This is a genomic window from Rhodococcus sp. 077-4 (genome assembly GCF_047782425.1).
In the GTDB taxonomy this organism is placed as follows: domain Bacteria; phylum Actinomycetota; class Actinomycetes; order Mycobacteriales; family Mycobacteriaceae; genus Rhodococcoides.
Window position 1 is genome coordinate 751784 of sequence record NZ_JAJPWC010000002.1, and the last position, 19928, is coordinate 771711.

Consider the following 19928-nt stretch of genomic DNA (forward strand, 5'->3'; position numbering starts at 1 on the left):
CACCGGATGTCACCCGATCACCGACTTCGAGCTCTTGCGGGCGACGGCCACCAGGTCGAGGCTCTCGTCGATGTGATCGGCAGTGATGTCGAAGTCCTCGATCGAGATCGCCGCGACGTCTTCGGTGAGCTCGGCCGGCCAGGGTTCGCCTGCCAGGGCGCGCTCGATCTGGGCGTCGATGAACGAGCCGCCGTGCTTGGCGTCGAGCGCGGCGAGTGTGCTTCCGTGCCGGACGCCGGTGAGTTCCTCGACGTCGAGCCGGGCATCGACGAGAAGTTCGGTCAGTTCCGTGGCGTCGAGTTCGCGGGTGTGGAAGGGGTTGAGCGGCGTGTCCCGGCCGGGCGAGAACGTGATGCGGTTCGGTGTGCTGATCAACAGAGTCCCGCCGGGTTCGAGCACCCGATGCACCTCGGCGAGAAATGCGCCCTGATCCCAGAGGTGTTCGATCACCTGGAAATTGACGACGACGCCGATCGAAGCGTCGGCGAACGGAAGCCGGTCGAGGTTTCCGCGCAGCATCGTCACGCGGGGGTAGCGCGCGCGCACGTGCGACGCTGCGGATGCGTCGTAGTCGAGGCCGATGACCTGCGTCGCGACATCGGCAATCATGTTGGCTCCGTAGCCTTCTCCCGATCCCGCTTCCAGTACCGTCCGGTCGCGGCAGCGCTCGACGAGTGCGCGGTAGACCACCTCGTGTCGGCGGAACCAGTAGTTCTCCTCGGCGATGCCGGGCACTGTTCTCTCACCGGTGAGGGGGAGTGGTTCCGGTACCTGTGGCTGAGCCGATGAATCGTTCACCGACGGAAGGTTAGTGCCTTCGCCCGGGACGTAGACCAACGTGGTCTCCATAACAGTCGGGGTGCAGATGTATGGTCGGACAGGCGGGGAGGTAAGTTACCCACGAGTAACTACGGTGAGGTAACCTCGTCCGAAGACCGTAGAACTGCACCAACCGTTAGAACACTCACGATCAGCAGAACATGACCAGGAGGTCGACGCAGACCCATGACGAACATCGTTGTTTTGATCAAGCAGGTTCCAGACACGTGGTCCGAGCGCAAGCTCACCGACGGTGACTTCACCCTCGATCGCGAGGCTGCCGACGCCGTCCTCGACGAGATCAACGAGCGGGCAGTCGAAGAAGCACTGCTCATCAAGGAAGCCCAGGGCGGTGAGGTCAAGGTCCTGTCCGCAGGCCCCGATCGCGCCACCGATGCCATCCGCAAGGCCCTGTCGATGGGTGCCGACAGCGCAGTGCATCTCAACGATCCGACCCTGCACGGCTCCGACGCGATCCAGACCGGGTACGCCCTGGCTGCAGCGCTGGGCAACGTCGCGTTCGAGAACGACGAACCTGCCGATCTCATCATCGCGGGCAACGAGGCCACTGACGGCCGTACCGGTGCCGTTCCCGCGATCATCGCCGAGTACCTGCAGATCCCGGCCCTGACGCAGCTGCGCAAGCTCACCGTCGCCGACGGCAAGGTCACCGGCGAGCGCGAGACCGACGAGGGCATCTTCGGCCTCGAGGCCACGTTGCCCGCCATCGTCAGCGTCACCGAGAAGATCAACGAGCCACGGTTCCCGTCCTTCAAGGGCATCATGGCCGCGAAGAAGAAGACGGTGCAGACGATCACGCTGGCCGACATCGGTGTCGAGGACGGCATCGTCGGCGTCGACAACGCGGGAACCACCGTCACGTCGTCCACCCCCAAGCCTCCCAAGACTGCCGGCGAGCGGCTGACCGACGAGGGCGACGGCGGCGACAAGATCGCCACCTACCTCGTAGGCCAGAAGATCATCTGATCCCGCCCCACCGAGCAATCGAAGACAAACGAGGAGCAAGTCATGGCAGAAGTACTCGTGCTCGTGGAGCACGTCGAGGGAACACTGAAGAAGGTCAGCACCGAGCTGATCACCGCTGCTCGCGCACTGGGTGAGCCGTCCGCGGTCGTCACCGGCCCGGTCGGCACCACCGACAAGGTCGCCGACGCGCTGACCGAAGCCGGAGCCGAGAAGATCTACGCCGCCGAGTCCGACGCAGTCGACGGGTTCCTCGTCACCCCGAAGGTCGACGTTCTGTCGGCACTCGCGGAGTCGGTCTCGCCTGCGGCGATCATCACCGCGGCCACGATCGAAGGCAAGGAAGTTGCAGGCCGCCTCGCGGCTCGCCTGGGCTCGGGTTACCACAACGACGTCGTCGCCCTCAACGGTGACGGCAGTGCCGTCTACTCCATCTTCGGTGGCGCGTTCACCGTCGAGGCCAAGGCCAACGGCGACGTCCCGGTCATCTCGCTGCGCCCCGGTGCCGTAGAGGCCGAGCCGAAGGCCGGAGCGGGTACCCGCGAAACCGTCGAGGTTCCCGCGCAGGAAGACGGCACCGTGAAGGTCACGTCGCGTGACCCGATCGTCGGTGGCGACCGTCCGGAGCTCACCGAGGCGTCGGTCGTCGTCTCCGGTGGACGCGGTGTCGGCAGCGCCGACAAGTTCTCCGTCGTCGAACAGCTCGCCGACTCGCTCGGTGCTGCAGTCGGTGCCTCGCGTGCCGCAGTCGACTCCGGCTACTACCCGGGCCAGTTCCAGGTGGGTCAGACGGGCAAGACCGTCTCCCCCCAGCTGTACGTCGCACTGGGCATCTCCGGGGCCATCCAGCACCGTGCCGGCATGCAGACCTCGAAGACGATCGTCGCGGTCAACAAGGACGAGGAAGCGCCCATCTTCGAGATCGCCGATTACGGCATCGTCGGTGACCTCTTCAACGTCGCACCGCAGCTGACCGAGGCAGTCAAGAAGCACAAGGGATAGTCACGATCGCTGTTCCGCACAGGCCCCCACCGCTACCGCGGTGGGGGCCTGTGGCGTCGAGCAGCGCATTCTTGTTCACACAAACTCTTCCGACACGTTTCCCCGACGATGCCCGGTAGCCTTCCCCGCTCGTTAGACACACCTCATGACCACTTCCGTCATGAGCTCGACTGCATCGATCGTCCCGGCCACCGACCGCTACTCGCTGGTGTTGTCCACCGACCCGGAGCACCGACTCGCGGCGCAGCGTCTGCGCTACGAGGTGTTCGCTTCCGAGCCGGGGTTCTCCATTCCCGCCGACACCGACGGCCTCGACGCCGATCGGTTCGACGAATTCTGTGATCACCTGCTCGTTCGTGACCAGTGGACCGACACGTTCGTCGGCTGCTATCGCATGCTGCCGCCACAGGCCGCCGTGTCTGCAGGCGGCTATTACACGGCTACCGAATTCGATATCTCTGCACTCGATCCAGTCGGGATGAACATCGTCGAAATGGGAAGGGCTGCAGTTCATCCCGATCATCGTTCCGGGTCCGTACTCGGTCTGATGTGGGCCGGAATTCTGCACTACCTCGATGTGACGGGGTACGAGTGGGTGATGGGCTGCGTGTCGGTTCCCATGCAATCGGCACCGGGCGAGCCCATCGGAGCCAACGTTCGCAGCGTTCGAGATCGTCTGCTGGACAAGCACGCAACGCCGCTCGATCGAAGGGTCCGGCCCTACGCCCCTGTCGTCGTCGACGGAGTCGATCTGATCGACATCGAACCGGCGAAGCGAACCTCGATGCCGCCGTTGATGAACGGCTACCTTCGGCTCGGGGCCTCCATCTGCGGTGAGCCTGCGCACGATCCCGAATTCGGTGTCGCCGACTTCGTGGCGCTGCTCGGTCTGCACGAGGCCAACACCCGCTATCTCGATCGCTTGCGTTCGGCTGCAACGACTTTCGAGTCGGGTGTCCGGTGACTCGACCGATCGTGCACGCTCACGCCTGGATGCCGTCCTCGCCGTGCAGTGACGGTTGTCTGCCGAAGAATCCACCGACGGTGGGACGAGTGGTCCTCGTTCTCCGCGTGCTGCTGGCACTCGTGGCGTTCGGATTGTTGCCGCTGTTGGTCGTCCTCGGCGTGCCGTTTCCGCGCGTGCGCCGCTCGTTGACGCGAATCGGTGCTCGCACCCTGCTGTTCGCCATCGGAATCGACCTGACCGTGCTCGACGCCCGCTCGGAGCGGGAACGCTCCCGCACCGCCGCAGGCGCACTGCACGTCGCCGGTCATATCTCCTGGACCGATGTCGTGGTACTCACTGCGGTGCAGCCGTCCACCTTCGTCGCGCGCGCCGACCTCGTCGACTGGCCGGTGCTCGGTCGTCTCGCACGAGCGATGAAGGTGCTCCCGATCGATCGAGCGCGTCTGCACGAGCTGCCCGGCGTCGTCGATCAGGTGGCCGATCGCGTGCGCGCAGGCGGATCGGTCGTCGTCTTCCCCGAGGCCACCACCTGGTGTGGACGCGCCTACGGATCGCTGCGGCCTGCACTGCTGCAGGCCGCTATCGATTCGGAGACCTGGGTGCAGCCAATCCGGCTGCGCTACCTGGACCGGACCGGCGAGCAGACCACCGCGACGTGCTTCGTGGGAGACGAAACGATCGGCGCATCCATTGGCCGAATCTTCCGGCTCCGCGGACTGCGCGCCGAGGTGGAGTTCACGGCCCCCGAAGCGCCCGGTGGTGACCGGCGTGACCTCGCTCGACGGTGCGAAGTGGCGATCCGACGAGATGACGTCTACGACCCCACGGTGCACGAGGTGATGGCCGAGGCCGAACGCAGTCCGATGCCGCCGGCGGTCGCGGCGGCCTGATCGAGCATCGATCGGTGTGACTGCGGACCCACCTTGCGCAGGTAGGTCCGCAGTCGCGGCAACGGGTATCGTCTAGCCTGTTATGCCTTCTGTGCGCAGTACGACTGCTTCCGCCGCGTCGCGGCCACCGGTGTACCTCGATCACGCAGCGACGACTCCCATGTTGCCGAGCGCGATCGAGGCGATGACCGCGGTGTTCGCCACGGTCGGCAATGCGTCCTCGTTGCACACTTCGGGTCGATCCGCTCGGCGTCGGGTGGAGGAATCGCGCGAGTCGATCGCTGCGGACCTCGGCGCACGCCCGTCGGAGGTGATCTTCACCTCCGGCGGCACCGAGAGCGACAACCTCGCCGTCAAAGGCATCTTCGCGGCTCGTCGAGATTCCGACCCCGCTCTCACCAGGATCATCGCCAGCTCCGTGGAGCACCACGCGGTGCTAGACGCCGTCGAGTGGCTCGTCGCGCACGAGGGCGCGAGTGTCACCTGGCTCCCGGTCGACTCCGAGGGGCGAGTCACCGCGGATGTCCTGCGCGCCGAGCTGGCCCTGCACGCCGACGAGACCGCTCTGGTGACGGTGATGTGGGCGAACAACGAAATCGGCACCGTCATGCCGATTGCCGACCTCGCGGCCGTGGCCGCCGAATACGGGGTCCCGATGCACAGCGACGCGGTTCAGGCCGTGCCGCATCTGCCCGTCGGGTTCTCCGAGAGCGGTCTGTCCGCCTTGAGTATCGCCGCGCACAAGTTCGGTGGTCCCCAGGGCGTCGGCGCGCTGTTGCTCGGACGCCAGGTCGGGTGTGTACCGCTCTTCCACGGCGGGGGACACGAGCGCGATGTTCGCTCCGGCACCCCGGACACGGCAGGCATCGTCGCCATGGCTGCTGCGTTGCGGTCGACCGTCCACGACTCGTCTCGACACCGCGCCGAGCTGAGAGCGCTGCGTGATCGGTTGATCGCAGGAGTCAGGGACGCCGTTCCCGACGCCATCCTCAACGGCCCGGAGGGCGACGACCGGCTGGCCGGGAACGTGCACTTCACTTTCCCCGGCTGCGAGGGAGATTCGTTGCTGATGCTGCTCGATGCGGCGGGCATAGAATGCTCGACGGGTTCCGCGTGCACTGCAGGCGTGGCCAGCGCCAGCCATGTACTGATCGCTCTCGGATGCGATCCGGCCGTGGCCCGTGGATCCCTGCGGTTCTCGTTGGGAACCGGCTCGTCCGATTCGGACGTCACTACTGTGCTTGCGGCTCTGCCGCAGGTCGTCGAACGTGCTCGCGCCGCCGGACTGGCCGGCGTCGGAGCTCGAGGAGGAAATCGCTGATGCGTGTTCTGGCTGCTATGAGCGGGGGAGTCGACTCGGCTGTGGCTGCGGCCCGTGCCGTGGACGAAGGCCACGACGTCGTCGGCGTACACCTGGCTCTGTCCACCGCTCCCGGTGCCCTGCGCACGGGTTCGCGCGGCTGCTGCTCCAAGGAGGACGCAGGTGACGCCCGTCGAGCGGCCGATGTGCTCGGAATTCCCTTCTACGTGTGGGATTTCGCCGACCGCTTCAAAGAGGACGTCATCGACGATTTCGTTGCCTCCTACGCTGCAGGTGAAACTCCCAATCCGTGCCTGCGCTGCAACGAGAAGATCAAGTTCTCAGCTCTGGCCGACCGCGCTCTCGCACTGGGCTTCGATGCCGTCGCCACCGGGCACTACGCGCAGTTGCACGATGGTGTGCTGCGCCGGGCCGTGGACGCGGACAAGGACCAGTCGTACGTGTTGGCCGTGCTGAACCAGGCGCAGCTCTCGCGTGCCATGTTCCCCATCGGCGACACCCCGAAGTCCGAGATCCGTGAGGAAGCTGCCGAGCGTGGGCTGGCCGTCGCCGACAAGCCCGACAGCCACGACATCTGCTTCATCCCCTCGGGCGACACTCGCGCCTTCCTCGGCGCACACATCGGCGTACGCCCGGGCAAAGTCGTCGACTCCGAGACCGGAGCCGAACTGGCAGACCACGAGGGTGTGCACGGGTTCACCATCGGGCAGCGCAAGGGCCTCGGCGTGGAAGGGCCTGCCGCGGACGGCAGGCCGCGCTACGTCACCTCGATCGAACCCGACAGCGGCACTGTCATGGTCGGTTCTGCGCAGAAGCTCGACGTCTGGGCGATCAGCGGAGATCGCGCGGTATGGACCGAGGGCGTTGCCCCGACCGGACCCATCGAATGCGTCGTACAGGTCCGCGCGCACGGCGGTCTGACCGAGGCCGTCGCCGAGGCCGTGGGCGACGGAATGGAGATCCACCTGCGGGCTCCGTTGACCGGTGTCGCAAAGGGGCAGGCAGCGGTGTTGTACCGCAAAGATATTCACGGAGACATCGTCATCGGGAGCTCGACCATCTCGGGTACTCGATCCGAGCGCGAGTGACCGCGAGCGTTTTCGCAGGACTCGCAACCGGCATCGGTTCGTGGCCTGGCACCGACATCCGCGAGGCGGCCGCGATCGTCGTCGGAGAGCTCACCGAGCTTCCACACATCGTCGAACTCCCGGCGCGCGGCCTGGGTGCGGACATGATCGGTCGCACCGGAGCGATCATGGTCGACGTCGAACTCGACGTGCGCACCTCCGGTTACCGCGTCGTGCCACGTCCGATGCTCGCCGGCCGTCGTGCGACCGACTTCCTCACCGAGGATCTCGACGTGCTCGAGGAACTGTGGGAGGTCTCGGGGCTACGCGGCAGCGGCCGCACCATCAAGGTCCAGGCTGCTGGTGCGTTCACGATGGCAGCGCAGGTCGAACTTCGGCACGGGCATCGCGCCCTGACCGACCGCGGGGCTCTGCGGCATTTCGCCGAGTCCCTCGGCGAAGGGCTCCGTCTGCACTGTGCGGACCTGACGCGTCGACTCGGTGTCGGGGTCGTGGTTCAGCTCGACGAACCCAGTCTCGCAGCGGTTCTGGCCGGCAGCCTGACGGGGATCACCGGGCTCGATTCGGTGCGGGCAATCCCGGAGCCGGAGGTCCTCGAACTGCTCGATTCTCTCATCGAGACGATCGGCCTTCCCGTTGCGGTGCATTGCTGCGACGGCGACGTTCCCTTCGATCTGCTTCGCCGTTCGCGCGCCGTTGCGGTCGCCGTGGATGCGACTGCGCTGCGCCGCAGCGACTTCGACGGAGTCGGCGAGCTGCTGCAATCCGGGAAGACACTGATGCTCGGGTCGATACCGTCCGAAGCTCCCGTGCAGCCGCCCCATTGGCGCGAATTGGCCGAGCCCGGTGTCACGTTGATCGACCGCCTCGGTTTCGATCGAGCAGTGCTCGCCTCTCAGATCTCGGTGACGCCTGTGTGTGGTTTGGCGGGAAGCACACCGGAGTGGGCCCGTCGCGCAACGGGACTCGCGCGAGACGTGGCCGCCGCATTCGGAGACTCGCCCGACTCGTTGTGAGATCGATCGGGCGGCCGACGTTGCACTCGAACTGTGCGCGGTAGGAGACCACGGCCAGTGGGACGTCGATCAGGTGTGACACTATTCACATGGCCGTTGGGGGTCTGCTGAATCGGTGGGAGTTCGGAAATGGCATCAGGTGGTCGCGACTTCGATGAGGTCGCCTCCCGCCGGCGTTCCGGCAGGCACCGACGAGGTCTCGTAGCGAAACTGGCCGCGGCAACCTCCGATTGGTACCGAGCTCCGCACGATTTCGAGTGGATACTCAATCACCGATCGACGCGTCCGCTGACGGGAGTCATTCGTGCCGTCTTCGGCGCCGCCACGTTGATGTATGCCGTCACGTCGATTCTGATGCTCTTCAGCGATCTCGGTCCCCAGGGCAGTGTGGCGATCGGATGGGTGTTCTTCGTTCTCGTGACGCAGGTGTTCGTCGCTGCACGGTGCGTGTTCGGCCCGATCCCGGGAAAGAAATTCTTCATCGGATTTCTCGCGTTCGGAGACATCTTGACGACGACGATTCTGCTTCTGTACGCGCCCTTTGCCTCGCTGATCGGAACGGTGCTCTTCGCGATCACCGGAGCGTTCTGCACGTACTTTCTCAGTCCTCGATTGCTCGTGGCTCATCTGGTGTGGACGGCGGCATTCATCGTCGGCTTCGGTGTTCGCGCATTTCTCTCGGTGACGAACGACCAGGTGGACTACATCGACGGCCCTGCGGTGGCGACGGCCACTGTGGTGCTGCTGTTGGCGACGGTGGCAGTGCCGGTGTTCGCGCAAGTGGCCTGGACGACCTTGTCCAACGACGCCAAGCGCTCGGTCCTCGATCCGCTGACCGGGGTGTACAACCGTCGTGGCATCGACAGCGAATTGCTGGACCTGTGGCATCAGGCAGGCAAGCAGGGCATGTCGATGGCATTTCTGGTTGTCGACATCGACAAGTTCAAGGCCGTCAACGATCGGTTCGGGCACAGTCGAGGCGACGAAGTGATCGTTCGCGTCGCCGACCGGCTGCGTCGCTTGGTCCGGCACCGGGGCGGAGTGCTCGCCCGAACCGGTGGCGAAGAGTTTCTCGTCGCGATGGTCGGCGACGCGCGGGCGATGGTCGATCTGGGCTTCGACACGGTTCGGGTGCTCCACGATCGCAGAGACGACATCCCCGTCACCGTCAGTGTGGGCATGGCCCTGCTGCGCGAGGATTCTGCCCTGTGGGACGTGGGCAAATCCGTGGTCGGTAGGGCAGCGCGCACAGCCGACGCGGCGATGTACCGGTCCAAGCAGTCCGGCGGCAACAGAGTGGTCGTCGACGAGATCTGAGAACCGCACCGACTCACGGCTCGGTGCGCCGCTGTGGCCGGGTGCGTCTTCTGCGATGATCGTGCGATGTATCGGCTATCGGATGCTCAACGACGTGGACTGCCTGCCGGAGTGCTGTTGTCGGTGATGGCCTCGGTGCTCGGCGGCATCTATTCCGACTCCTTCCTCACCGGTTTCGCGTTGACCGCCGGTATCTGCGCGGTGGCGCTCGTCGCCGCGACACTGTTGCTCGGACTGATGGGACGGTAGTTGCTGGACAGGCTCCGGCACTGGCACCGGGGACTTGTCGGTACGTTCGGATAATCTTCGAGACGTGCCCGAATCGACCGAACTGCCTGCAGGAGCCGACGACACCGTCGGAGTGGACCTCGACCCCGCGACACCTGCCGACCGTGAACGATGGCAGACGCTGGCCGAGGAAGTGCGCGGCCACCAGTTCCGCTACTACGTGCGTGATGCGCCCCTCGTGTCCGACGGCGAATTCGACGCCCTGCTGCGCGAGCTGACCGATCTGGAAGAAGCACACCCGGATCTGCGAACAGCGGACTCACCCACACAACTCGTCGGGGGTGGCTTCGCGACGGAATTCACCGCCGTGGATCACTTGGAACGAATGTTGAGCTTGGACAATGTGTTCGATCACGACGAGCTCCGTGCCTGGGTAAAACGGGTCGAGACCGAGGCTGGCCCGGATCTCGAGTATCTGTGCGAGGTCAAGATCGACGGGGTTGCACTGAACCTGGTGTACGAGAACGGCACGCTCGTGCGCGGTGCCACCCGCGGGGACGGCCGCACCGGCGAGGACGTCACGCTCAACGCACGCACGATCGACGACATCCCGGACTCATTGACGGGCAGCGCACAGTACCCGGTGCCGGAGTTGCTGGAAGTGCGCGGCGAGGTCTTCTTCAGGCTCGAGGACTTCCAGGCACTCAATGCCTCACTCGTGGAGGAGGGCAAGCCCCCTTTCGCGAATCCGCGAAACTCGGCGGCCGGGTCGCTGCGACAGAAGAATCCGGCCGTTACCTCCAAGCGGCGTCTCGGGATGATCTGCCACGGCTTCGGTCGCATGGTGGGATTCACTCCCGAGTCGCAGTGGCACGCCTACGAGGCGCTCCGCGCCTGGGGCCTACCCATCTCCACCCACACGACCCGAGTTCGGGGTGTCGACGCCGTCATCGAGAAGGTCGTCCACTGGGATCAGCACCGCCACGACGTCGAGCACGAAATCGACGGCCTGGTGGTCAAGATCGACGACATGTCGCTGCATCGCCGACTCGGAACGACGTCGCGAGCACCGCGGTGGGCCATCGCGTACAAGTACCCGCCCGAGGAGGTCACCACCACACTGCTCGACATCCGTGTCAGCGTGGGCAGGACGGGCCGAGTGACACCTTTCGCATACATGACGCCTGTTCTCGTGGCCGGCTCCACCGTCTCGCTCGCAACGCTGCACAACGGCTCCGAGGTCAAGCGCAAGGGCGTGTTGATCGGTGACACGGTGACCATTCGCAAAGCGGGAGAAGTCATTCCGGAGGTGTTGGGCCCGGTCGTCGACGCAAGGACCGGTGCCGAGACCGAATTCGTCATGCCCACCGAGTGCCCCGAATGTTCGACGCCCCTGGCACCGGCCAAGGAGGGTGACGCGGACCTACGGTGCCCCAATTCGCAGTTCTGCCCGGCGCAACGCCGCGAACGGGTGTTCTTCGTGGCCGAGCGGCAGCGTTTCGACATCGAGGGGCTCGGCTACGAGGCCGCGTCCGATCTGTTGAGCGCCGGCGCCATCGAGGACGAAGGTGACCTGTTCTCGCTCACCGAGGACGACCTGATGAAGACGGCGATCTTCCGCACCAAGTCCGGGGCACTGTCGGCCACCGGGCGTAAGTTGCTCGACAATTTGGCCACGGCGAGGGATCAGCCGCTGTGGCGGGTACTGGTCAGTCTGTCCATTCGGCACGTCGGGCCGTCGGCAGCCCGCGCCTTGGCTGGGGAGTTCGGCAGCCTGGAGCGAATCGAGGCGGCATCGGTAGAGGAACTCTCCGCAGTGGACGGGGTGGGCGGAACCATCGCGTCCGCCGTCTCGGAGTGGTTCGAGGTCGACTGGCACCGCGCCATCGTCGACAAGTGGCGGGCCGCGGGCGTACGGATGGAAGACGAGCGCGACGCGTCGATCGAGCGCAATCTCGAGGGACTCTCGATCGTGGTCACCGGGTCACTGACGTCGTACTCGCGCGACGAAGCCAAGGAAGCCATTCTGCTGCGAGGCGGCAAGGCCGCGGGTTCCGTGTCGAAGAAGACGGCGTTCGTGGTCGTCGGCGAAGCTCCGGGAACCAAGCACGACAAGGCAATCGAACTCGGCGTACCGGTGCTGGACGAAGCAGGATTCACCCTGTTGTTGACCGAAGGCCCCGAGGCGGTCGCGCCGGCCGAGGCGGAAGTCGGACCCGAGGACTGATCGGGCCCGGATGCGTCAGTTCAGTACCGTCGCGACGATGCCGGCCAGGTAGCCGAGTCGGGCGACCTCCGAGGGTCGAAATTCGGGACCGCCCGGCCTGCCGAGCATGAGTACGGTGCCGGTGGTCCCGAGCGGAGCAGCGGCGATCTTGGTGTCCATGTCGCGCCATACCTGGGGCACCCATTCGGCGTCGGAGTCCAGAGCAGCCGGGGCCGTGAGCGGGAACCACGGCAGTTCGGCGGCGTGGGTCTCGGGAGCCCCCGAGCTACCGACCAGACGGAACGGGCCGTGCGCGTTGGTGGCGACCACTGTGCTCCACCCCACTCGCAGTACGCGGGGAGCGCCGTCGACGAGCACCTGCAGTCGATCGTCGGACGCCGCGGCGACGCGGTCGATCAACTCCAGTTCACGATGAGTGTCGAGGACGCCGGTGTACGGCCGGATGGAATCGACCCGCACGTCGTCGAGGTTCTCGGCCGCGGTGATCAGCGTGTCGGGAAGCGAACCCGGCGCAACATCGACCACCAGATCGTCGACCGCGTAACCGTCGCCTCGTTCGATGACGTCGAGCGAGAGAATGTCCGCCCCGACCGAACCGAGCGCGACGGCCAACGATCCGAGGCTGCCCGGCCGGTCCGGTAGCTGAACGCGGAGCAGGTAGGACATGTCACGCTCCCTTTCGACTTCTGGCGTACTTCGGCCCCCTCAGCAACGGAATTCGCTGCGGACGAGCCGAAAGGGAACAGTGTGTACCCCGGCGCGAGCAATCCTTGCATCTTCGACCTGTCCGGTACGTCGCGCAACGCGAGCCGTGACAATTCTGACACTCGAAGCGGGCACGAGGCGTCGGTGAAGGCTGCGTAGCGGTGCGCACTAGGCTGGACGGCGTTCGCGAACCTGTGCGGTTCGCGCTGACCGAACACCGGGGTCGCTTCTGCAGGCTCCACTCCTACTGTGTGAAAGGGGTCTACGCGGTGCCTGACATCTCCCGCGACGAGGTCGCTCACCTCGCCCGGCTCTCGCGCTTGGCTCTCAGCGACGCCGAGCTCGACGAGTTCGCCGGCCAGTTGGATTCGATTCTTCATCACGTCAAGGCAGTGGCGGAGGTGGCGACGGACGACGTTCCGCCGACGGCCAACCCCAGTGACATCGTCAATGTGACGCGTCCCGACGTGATCGTTCCCGGCCTCACGCCGGAGCAATCGCTGTCCGGTGCACCGAATGCCGAGGAGGGCCGTTTCGCGGTGCCGCAGATTCTGGGAGAGAGCGAATGACCGACCTGACGAAGCTCGACGCGTCCGAGCTCGCCACCCGTATCCACGCCCGCGAGGTCAGTGCCGTCGAGGTGACCAAGGCCCATCTCGACCGAATCACCGAGGTCGACGGTGATCTGCATGCATTTCTGCATGTCGCGTCGGCCGAGGCGCTCGCAGCGGCGACGGACGTCGACGCGGGGTTGTCTGCCGGACACGCGCCGGCCTCGGCCCTGGCAGGCGTGCCGCTGGCACTCAAGGACGTGTTCACCACGACCGACATGCCGACGACGGCGGGGTCGAAGATCCTCGACGGTTGGATGTCTCCGTACGACGCGACGCTGACGTCCAAGCTGCGGGCTGCGGGCATCCCGGTACTGGGCAAGACCAACATGGACGAGTTCGCGATGGGATCGTCCACCGAGAACTCGGCCTACGGTCCGACCAAGAATCCCTGGGACACCACCCGCATCCCCGGCGGATCGGGCGGTGGAAGCGCCGCGGCACTCGCGTCGTACCAGGCACCTCTGGCCATCGGCACCGACACCGGCGGATCGATTCGTCAGCCGGCGGCACTGACCGGCACCGTGGGAACCAAGCCGACCTACGGCAGCGTCTCACGCTACGGACTGATCGCCTGTGCTTCCTCGCTCGATCAGGGTGGTCCGTGTGGTCGGACGGTTCTCGATACCGCGTTACTGCACGAGGTCATCGCGGGATACGACGCGCGGGACTCCACCTCGGTGGACACGGCAGTTCGACCGGTGGTCGCGGCAGCCCGAGAGGGTGCTCGCGGCGATCTGACGGGCGTCCGCGTCGGTGTGGTGAAGGAATTGCACTCGGACAAGTATCAGCCCGGTGTGATCTCGTCCTTCGACGCTGCGGTGAAGACGCTCACCGAACTCGGCGCCGAGGTGGTCGAGGTGTCCTGCCCCAATTTCGTGCACGCGTTGGCCGCTTACTACTTGATTCTTCCGTCCGAGGTGTCGTCCAACCTGGCCCGGTTCGACGGCATGCGGTACGGCCTGCGGGCGGGCGACGACGGCACGCACAGCGCAGAGCAGGTCATGGCCACCACGCGCGCGCAAGGATTCGGTCCGGAAGTCAAGCGCCGCATCATGATCGGGACGTACGCCCTCTCGGCGGGATACTACGACGCCTACTACGGTTCGGCCCTCAAGGTGCGCACGTTGATCGCACGCGACTTCGATGCCGCATACGAGAAGGTCGACGTCCTCGTGTCTCCGACGACCCCCACCACGGCATTTCCGTTGGGGGACAAGGTCGACGACCCGATGGCGATGTACCTCAACGACCTGTGCACGCTGCCGACGAATCTCGCGGGGCACTGTGCGATGTCGGTGCCGTCGGGTCTCGCGTCCGAGGACGGCCTGCCCGTGGGACTGCAGATCATGGCTCCGGCCTTCGCGGACGAGCGACTCTATCGCGTCGGTGCCGCATACGAGGCCGCTCGCGGCGACCTGAGGTAGTTCGAGGTGCTGCATCGGTGGGCTGCCGACCTGGCTCATCTGCCCTTGCTGACCGGTGCACTACCGGTGGCCGCGTTGACGACGTCGGCCCTGCTGTCGGTGGTCGTTGCCGTCACTGTGGTCACCAGGCTTCGGCGGGGTCGGGCTGTGGGAGCGGCGTTGGGCTCGCTGAGCGCTCTCGGTCTGATCGCCTCGCTTCTGGTGTCGGCGACGGTGCTGACCAATCTGACCGTCAGTCGATATCCGTCGGTGGCGCTGGCGTTGGGGCATCGCCCCGTCGTTGCGTCCGAGGGCCATGGCCGATTGGTCGATCTCGAGGTGCCGGCCCGATCTCGCACTTCCATGCGCGTCCGGCAACGGTGTATCTGCCTGCGTCGTACGACACCGGGGCCGAGGATCTGCCGGTACTGGTACTGCTCACCGGGCAACCCGGTCATGTCGTCGACTGGATCGAGGGCGGCCGCCTGGTACAGACGATGGACGCGTTCGCTGCACGTCACGGCGGCGCGGCTCCCGTAATCGTCGTGGCCGACGGTCTCGGCGACACCGAGGCCAATCCGATGTGTATGGATTCGGACCTCGGAAATGCCGCAACCTATCTGTCCGTCGATGTGCCGCAATGGATTCGGTCGAACTTCAGGGTGTCCGCGGATCCGCGGGCCTGGGCGGTGGGCGGTTACTCCTACGGGGGAACGTGCGCGCTGCAACTGGCGGTTGCTGCGCCATCGGTGTACCCGACCTTTCTCGACATCTCCGGCGAGGACGAGCAACGCCGGGGGACGAGAAGCGAATCCGTTGCCGCGGCGTACGGCGGTGACACCCCGGCGAACGAGGCGCGTTTCGAGCGGGCGACGCCGCTGAACATGCTCTCGCGCAGCAGCTTCGCGGATTCGGCCGGTGCCTTCGTCGTCGGTGCCGAGGACGACGAATTCCGGCCGCAAACCGCGCGGGCCTACGGCGCGGCAGCAGCAGCCGGTATGGACGTGCACTACAGCGAGCTGCCCGGCGGACACTCGATGCAGGTGTGGGCTCCGGCGCTGGAGCAGGAGACGGAATGGCTCGGCGAACGGTTGGGTCTGATCGGCTGATCGTGACCCCGAGATCGACGTCGGGTTCACCGGCACCACGGCATGCTCGTGCCTTGGCCGGTGCCGTACCGATGGCCGTGACCGGCGTCGACATCGAGCGCCGCCGCCAGATCGACGGAGGTTTGCACGAAGCTGACGATCGGCAACCACATCGGCGTCGGTGCATCGCGCGGACTGGAAGTCGTATTCGGCGGCGACCACAGCAGGTCTGCCGACCACTGCACGACGGGATCCGAGGAATTGGCCAATACCGTTGCGCCCTCGGTGTTCACGGCCCCGGCGGGCGGTCCCGCCCACACGGCCCCGCAGATGATGCGATTGCTCTGCCGGAGCGAGAGGTACGCGTCGCTTCCCGCCACCGCACCCAGACTCTGGCCGTACACGACGACGCTCGGCGGTGTCGATTCTCGTGCTGCTCGCGCCGCCACGGCACGAACGAGTGCGTTCGCTGATCGCCGCGCGTCGTTCTCGGCGAACAGGAACGTCGCCCAACTCGGCTTGTTCGAGTACTGCATTGCCACCGTTGCCACATCACCGCCGAACCTGTTCTCGGCACCGGAGACGGCATTTTCGTCCACCCACCCCGATCCCGTCGGTATTGCCACGACGACGACATTGCGGCCGAAAGCACCGGCGCGTTCCATGTCCGCGACGGCCAACTCCACCCGCTCCTCGAGCGTCGGTGCCGAATCGAGACCCACGTAGGTCCGCACCGTCTCGGGGTCGACGCCACCGGTGGCGAATTTTCTGCCCTCCCGGCCCAACGTGTTCCACGGGACGAGCGAATCCGGTGCTCCCGATCTCGCGCTCCCGTGCGGAGCGGTCACCGCGTCGTCCGACGCCGAGTTCGAGGCCGACAACGAGTCGGACACGGCCGACCGGACGGCAGGCGCGGCAACGGCATACGACAGAAGTCCGGCGATGGCAATCAGAACCAACGATCGGCCGACGCCGAGAGCACCCAGGATGGTGGTGGCCAACCGACCGAGTCCGCACAGGGCGAGTGTCACACAGGCCGCACCGCCCGCGACGTCCACCGCGTATCCCCAGCCCACCGTGTCGACGTCCATCGCAATGCGTAATCGGTTCTGCCACAGGGTGTTCGTGTAGAGCGAATCGATCGCTATCAGTGTTCCGACACCCACCGACCACGCCCGTGGTCGGAGCCGCCCAGGCGGCCGCGGGCCGACGACGCGCCGGGCCGACCATACGACGGCGAGCGCACCCGCCATCACGACGCCGGTGAACAATGCCTGGGTGACGGCAGGCCGGGGGAGGAGTGACGGGGCCGAGGACACCATCACAGCGGCGGTGAGTGCGACGGAGGTTCCGATTCGAGGAACTCGTATACCTCTCGGCGGCGGCGGCGGCGGCGACGTCGTGGTGGGGGTGTGTGCTGTCCCCGCGCGCGGGGCTCTCCCGAAGGTGTCGGTCGTGGCGATCATGCGTGTGCGTCCAGTTCGGTCGACAACGAGCGTCGAGGCAGGTGTCGGGCGGTCACGGTGACCGACAATGCGATCAGAGCGACGCCCACGCCGCCCAGAGCGAACGGCAGGGCGGGTTCGGCCACCGGCGCACCGAAGGACTGGCGCCAGGAATTGACGTCGACGGCCGTCGCGGCGACCGATGCTGCGGCGTCGCATAACTGGCGAGGCCCGACACCGGTTCGGTCCGTGCAGATGGCGTGCATCCGCGTTTCGAGTTGGGCATCGATCGACCTGCGCCACCGAGGGTCCACCGTCGTGCCGGTCGCCGCGGCGTACCGAATGAGGTCGTAGCCCAGATCGTGGGCCCTGCACGCCGGATCGAACTCCGACGGCAGTGGTACGGGCGACGAACAGCCGCCCTCGGGGTTTTCCGCCCGGTCGTCCTGCACCCGGGGGCGGTACCCCATCACCGACACGAAGTCGTCCGGAACGGTCAGTACTGCTGCGTCAGCCGATTCGGTGACCAGTGCGTGCACTGCAACGGCGACAGGGGATTTCGAGTCTTGGGTCGGTGGCGTCGATGCCGCCCCGGTCGTTGCCGTCACCGCCACGGCGGCTGCGGCCATTGCGATCATGACGCGAGAAACGTTGCTGCTCATGGGTTTCGAAGCTAGGGAGCGATGTTCTCGTCGAACATCACGCCGAAGTCTCGTTTCGGCCGTGTCCGTAGGTGTCGGTCGGCGGCCTACCGAGACCTGGAGACTGCATCCAACTGATACTCAGGTATGACGCCGTCGTCGGTCCACACTCCCTAGGCTCGTCTCGTGAGCGAGAACAGAGCACCGACGGAGTCCGGCGTCGCCCGACGTCGGGTGCCGCGGCGAATAGTGGGATTCCGCACGGTCGATGTGCTGATCGTGGCCGTCGCGGCCATGCTGTATTCCATTGCGTGGCCGACGCTGCCGGTGACACATCAGGTCTCGGGTCCGCTGTTGCCGATCGTCGGCGCGCTCGCGGCGTTTCCCTTCGCGTTGATCCGAGTCAATCCTGCACTGGGATGGGCAGTCTCGGCCCTGTCCGCTCTGGTGATCCCGGTGGCATTCGACCGTGTGCCGGGTTACGAGTATCCGTGGCAGGTGGTGCACATTCTCGTCCTGCTGGCGTTGTTGTTCACCGTCGCTCTGCGGTCGCCGCCGTCGTTGCTGCTCGTGGCCTGGTTGTCCAGCGTGTTGGTGTTCTTCGCCTGGATGCCGGGCTCGGACGGCATCGGCTGGTCGGTCGGGCTGACCGCCGTCGTGGTGTTCGGGTTGTTGATTCGTTGGCTCGTTCTCTCCCGTAGGCAGCTCGCGCAGCAGGAGGAGGTCAGTGAACTCGAGCGCACCCGACGCACCGTTCTGGAAGAACGGACGAAGATCGCCCGCGATCTGCATGACGTCGTTGCACACCACATGTCGATGGTCGTCGTTCAAGCGCAGAGTGCACCCTATCGACTCGACGATGTATCCGACGCCGCAGCACAGGAATTCGAGTCGATCGGAGCCACCGCCCGGGAAGCCCTCAACGAGATCAGGGGGATGTTGGGGGTGCTTCGCAGCGACGGGCAGCAGTGGCAGGATGCACCGGCACCGAACGCACTCGACCTCGAACGCACCCTCCATGCGAGCCGCAAGGCCGGTATGGAGGTGCGATGGACGATTGCCGGCCCGATCGAATCGATCCCCGACACAACAGGTTTGGCGTTGTACCGAATTCTGCAGGAGTCCCTGTCCAACGCGGCCCGACATGCCCCCGAGGCTGCGGTGACCGTCGACATCGCCGTCGGGCCAAGCACGGTCGTCATGACCGTGGTCAATGCTCCGGCACCGAACGCGACCGTCGGGGGCGCGGCGGGATTCGATACCGGTGGGCACGGGATAGCGGGCATGCGCGAACGTGCGAGGGCCGCACACGGGTGGCTGCATGCTGCAGGACTGCCCGACGGTGGATTCGAGGTTGCGGTGCACGTTCCGAACGGCATGCCGATCTCGACGGCATCGGTTGTCCCGAACGATCTCGCCTAGGCTGTTGCGCGTGGCTACAACGGTGTTCATCGCCGACGACCAAGCGATGGTGCGGCAGGGGTTCGGTGCGCTTCTCGGTGCCCAGGCGGACATCTCGGTGGTAGGAGACGCCGACAACGGCAGGACTGCGGTCAGCGAGGTCGCGCGTCTGTTACCCGATGTGGTGCTGATGGACGTCCGGATGCCGGAGATGAACGGTCTCGACGCCGCTCGCGCCATACTCTCCGCGTCACTTCCTTCACCGGTGCGGATACTCATGCTCACGACCTTCGACATCGACGACTACGTGTACGAGGCACTGGCTCTCGGTGCGAGTGGGTTTCTGCTCAAGGACGCACCTGCCGAGGAGCTGATTCGAGGTGTGCGGGTCGTCGCTGCCGGCGAGGCGTTGCTGGCACCGTCGGTGACGAGACGGCTCATTGCCGACGTCACCTCACGGCGCGGGGCGCGAAGGAACACGTCGCCGAGGCTGAGCGACCTGACTCCGAGAGAACGTGAAGTCCTGGAGCTCATCGCCACCGGCATGTCCAATTCGGAGATCGCGGGCTCGCTGTTCCTGGCCGAACAGACCGTGAAGACGCATGTCGGCAAGGTCCTTGCGAAACTCGGTCTACGCGACCGCGCCCAGGCCGTCGTGCTGGCCTACGAGACCGGGGTCGTCACACCGAAGTGAGGGCCGAGCGGTACCGGCGCGCGCAGCATCCCACGCCCGATTAGGCTGGCGACCATTACTTGGGTCCGCTTCACGGAC

20 protein-coding genes are annotated in these 19928 nt (G+C 65.9%); 16 read left to right on the forward strand and 4 right to left on the reverse strand.

All coding sequences use genetic code 11. The features are described from left to right. Positions 1-9 precede the first annotated feature (9 nt). The gene (locus ACNEOT_RS12765) at positions 10-849 is read right to left on the reverse strand and encodes a class I SAM-dependent methyltransferase (RefSeq protein WP_415974403.1); all 840 of its coding nucleotides are present in this window, start codon (positions 847-849) and stop codon (positions 10-12) included. Between the two features lie 156 nt (positions 850-1005). Here ACNEOT_RS12765 and ACNEOT_RS12770 point away from each other — a divergent pair, with 156 nt between their 5' ends. The 10 genes from ACNEOT_RS12770 to ligA all read left to right on the forward strand — a co-directional run bounded on the left by ACNEOT_RS12770 (position 1006) and on the right by ligA (position 11859). After that, entirely contained in the window at positions 1006-1806 is an 801-nt protein-coding gene (locus ACNEOT_RS12770) for an electron transfer flavoprotein subunit beta/FixA family protein (RefSeq protein ID WP_415974404.1), read from the forward strand. Positions 1807-1848: 42 nt separating this feature from the next. Further along, a complete protein-coding gene (locus tag ACNEOT_RS12775) occupies positions 1849-2805 on the forward strand; it encodes an electron transfer flavoprotein subunit alpha/FixB family protein (protein ID WP_415974405.1) in 957 nt (318 codons plus the stop codon). A gap of 145 nt (positions 2806-2950) precedes the next feature. After that, complete coding sequence (locus tag ACNEOT_RS12780) at positions 2951-3769, forward strand: GNAT family N-acetyltransferase (protein ID WP_415974407.1); 819 nt, start codon at positions 2951-2953, stop codon at positions 3767-3769. Beyond that, a complete protein-coding gene (locus tag ACNEOT_RS12785) occupies positions 3766-4662 on the forward strand; it encodes a lysophospholipid acyltransferase family protein (protein ID WP_415974409.1) in 897 nt (298 codons plus the stop codon). The genes ACNEOT_RS12780 and ACNEOT_RS12785 overlap by 4 nt, the downstream gene beginning before the upstream one ends. An 82-nt stretch (positions 4663-4744) precedes the next feature. Beyond that, a complete protein-coding gene (locus ACNEOT_RS12790) occupies positions 4745-5983 on the forward strand; it encodes a cysteine desulfurase family protein (protein WP_415974411.1) in 1239 nt (412 codons plus the stop codon). Further along, on the forward strand, positions 5983-7071 hold the full coding sequence (mnmA, locus tag ACNEOT_RS12795; protein WP_415974413.1) for a tRNA 2-thiouridine(34) synthase MnmA: 1089 nt from the start codon (positions 5983-5985) through the stop codon (positions 7069-7071). Before ACNEOT_RS12790 ends, mnmA begins: the two co-directional genes overlap by 1 nt. Then, on the forward strand, positions 7068-8087 hold the full coding sequence (locus ACNEOT_RS12800) for a methionine synthase (protein ID WP_415974414.1): 1020 nt from the start codon (positions 7068-7070) through the stop codon (positions 8085-8087). Before mnmA ends, ACNEOT_RS12800 begins: the two co-directional genes overlap by 4 nt. 129 nt (positions 8088-8216) lie before the next feature. After that, positions 8217-9404, forward strand: coding sequence for a diguanylate cyclase (locus tag ACNEOT_RS12805; protein ID WP_415974415.1), 1188 nt, complete (start codon positions 8217-8219; stop codon positions 9402-9404). Positions 9405-9470: 66 nt separating this feature from the next. Further along, a complete protein-coding gene (locus ACNEOT_RS12810) occupies positions 9471-9653 on the forward strand; it encodes a hypothetical protein (protein ID WP_094675338.1) in 183 nt (60 codons plus the stop codon). A 64-nt stretch (positions 9654-9717) separates the two neighbouring features. Further along, the gene (ligA, locus tag ACNEOT_RS12815; protein WP_415974417.1) at positions 9718-11859 is read left to right on the forward strand and encodes an NAD-dependent DNA ligase LigA; all 2142 of its coding nucleotides are present in this window, start codon (positions 9718-9720) and stop codon (positions 11857-11859) included. 15 nt (positions 11860-11874) lie between these two features. Here ligA and ACNEOT_RS12820 read toward each other — a convergent pair whose 3' ends face one another. After that, positions 11875-12525, reverse strand: coding sequence for an amino acid-binding protein (locus ACNEOT_RS12820; RefSeq protein ID WP_415974418.1), 651 nt, complete (start codon positions 12523-12525; stop codon positions 11875-11877). A 308-nt stretch (positions 12526-12833) separates the two neighbouring features. Between ACNEOT_RS12820 and gatC the strand changes: the two genes are divergently transcribed. From gatC to ACNEOT_RS12840, 4 genes are read left to right on the forward strand one after another with little or no spacing between them, the layout of a single operon-like run. Then, the gene (gatC, locus tag ACNEOT_RS12825) at positions 12834-13133 is read left to right on the forward strand and encodes an Asp-tRNA(Asn)/Glu-tRNA(Gln) amidotransferase subunit GatC (RefSeq protein WP_068045762.1); all 300 of its coding nucleotides are present in this window, start codon (positions 12834-12836) and stop codon (positions 13131-13133) included. Beyond that, positions 13130-14602, forward strand: coding sequence for an Asp-tRNA(Asn)/Glu-tRNA(Gln) amidotransferase subunit GatA (gatA, locus tag ACNEOT_RS12830; RefSeq protein WP_415974419.1), 1473 nt, complete (start codon positions 13130-13132; stop codon positions 14600-14602). The genes gatC and gatA overlap by 4 nt, the downstream gene beginning before the upstream one ends. A gap of 6 nt (positions 14603-14608) precedes the next feature. Then, positions 14609-15121, forward strand: coding sequence for a hypothetical protein (locus tag ACNEOT_RS12835; RefSeq protein ID WP_415974420.1), 513 nt, complete (start codon positions 14609-14611; stop codon positions 15119-15121). Continuing rightward, a complete protein-coding gene (locus ACNEOT_RS12840; RefSeq protein WP_415975132.1) occupies positions 15010-15690 on the forward strand; it encodes an alpha/beta hydrolase in 681 nt (226 codons plus the stop codon). Before ACNEOT_RS12835 ends, ACNEOT_RS12840 begins: the two co-directional genes overlap by 112 nt. 26 nt (positions 15691-15716) lie before the next feature. Here the strand turns inward: ACNEOT_RS12840 and ACNEOT_RS12845 are convergent, their stop codons facing one another. Together ACNEOT_RS12845 and ACNEOT_RS12850 are read right to left on the reverse strand one after the other, a co-directional pair. Beyond that, positions 15717-17135 carry an alpha/beta-hydrolase family protein gene (locus tag ACNEOT_RS12845; protein ID WP_415974421.1) on the reverse strand — a complete coding sequence of 473 codons (1419 nt, stop codon included), beginning with the start codon at positions 17133-17135 and terminating at the stop codon, positions 15717-15719. Continuing rightward, a complete protein-coding gene (locus tag ACNEOT_RS12850) occupies positions 17132-17776 on the reverse strand; it encodes a hypothetical protein (RefSeq protein ID WP_415974422.1) in 645 nt (214 codons plus the stop codon). Before ACNEOT_RS12850 ends, ACNEOT_RS12845 begins: the two co-directional genes overlap by 4 nt. A 273-nt stretch (positions 17777-18049) precedes the next feature. On the opposite strand from ACNEOT_RS12850, the gene ACNEOT_RS12855 reads away from it, so the two are divergent. Both ACNEOT_RS12855 and ACNEOT_RS12860 read left to right on the forward strand, forming a co-directional pair. After that, positions 18050-19177 (forward strand): sensor histidine kinase, encoded by a 1128-nt coding sequence (locus ACNEOT_RS12855; RefSeq protein ID WP_415975133.1) that lies wholly within the window; start codon positions 18050-18052, stop codon positions 19175-19177. Positions 19178-19187: 10 nt separating this feature from the next. Continuing rightward, on the forward strand, positions 19188-19850 hold the full coding sequence (locus ACNEOT_RS12860) for a response regulator (protein WP_415974423.1): 663 nt from the start codon (positions 19188-19190) through the stop codon (positions 19848-19850). Positions 19851-19928 lie beyond the last annotated feature (78 nt).

What these genes read in the sequence shown, in the direction of transcription:
- ACNEOT_RS12765 (WP_415974403.1), bottom strand. Translation starts at nt 849, where the DNA reads ATGGAGACCACGTTGGTCTACGTCCCGGGCGAAGGCACTAACCTTCCG.
- ACNEOT_RS12770 (WP_415974404.1), top strand. Translation starts at nt 1,006, where the DNA reads ATGACGAACATCGTTGTTTTGATCAAGCAGGTTCCAGACACGTGGTCC.
- ACNEOT_RS12775 (WP_415974405.1), top strand. Translation starts at nt 1,849, where the DNA reads ATGGCAGAAGTACTCGTGCTCGTGGAGCACGTCGAGGGAACACTGAAG.
- ACNEOT_RS12780 (WP_415974407.1), top strand. Translation starts at nt 2,951, where the DNA reads ATGACCACTTCCGTCATGAGCTCGACTGCATCGATCGTCCCGGCCACC.
- ACNEOT_RS12790 (WP_415974411.1), top strand. Translation starts at nt 4,745, where the DNA reads ATGCCTTCTGTGCGCAGTACGACTGCTTCCGCCGCGTCGCGGCCACCG.
- mnmA (WP_415974413.1), top strand. Translation starts at nt 5,983, where the DNA reads ATGCGTGTTCTGGCTGCTATGAGCGGGGGAGTCGACTCGGCTGTGGCT.
- ACNEOT_RS12805 (WP_415974415.1), top strand. Translation starts at nt 8,217, where the DNA reads ATGGCATCAGGTGGTCGCGACTTCGATGAGGTCGCCTCCCGCCGGCGT.
- ACNEOT_RS12810 (WP_094675338.1), top strand. Translation starts at nt 9,471, where the DNA reads ATGTATCGGCTATCGGATGCTCAACGACGTGGACTGCCTGCCGGAGTG.
- ACNEOT_RS12820 (WP_415974418.1), bottom strand. Translation starts at nt 12,525, where the DNA reads ATGTCCTACCTGCTCCGCGTTCAGCTACCGGACCGGCCGGGCAGCCTC.
- gatA (WP_415974419.1), top strand. Translation starts at nt 13,130, where the DNA reads ATGACCGACCTGACGAAGCTCGACGCGTCCGAGCTCGCCACCCGTATC.
- ACNEOT_RS12845 (WP_415974421.1), bottom strand. Translation starts at nt 17,135, where the DNA reads ATGATCGCCACGACCGACACCTTCGGGAGAGCCCCGCGCGCGGGGACA.
- ACNEOT_RS12850 (WP_415974422.1), bottom strand. Translation starts at nt 17,776, where the DNA reads ATGAGCAGCAACGTTTCTCGCGTCATGATCGCAATGGCCGCAGCCGCC.
- ACNEOT_RS12855 (WP_415975133.1), top strand. Translation starts at nt 18,050, where the DNA reads ATGCTGTATTCCATTGCGTGGCCGACGCTGCCGGTGACACATCAGGTC.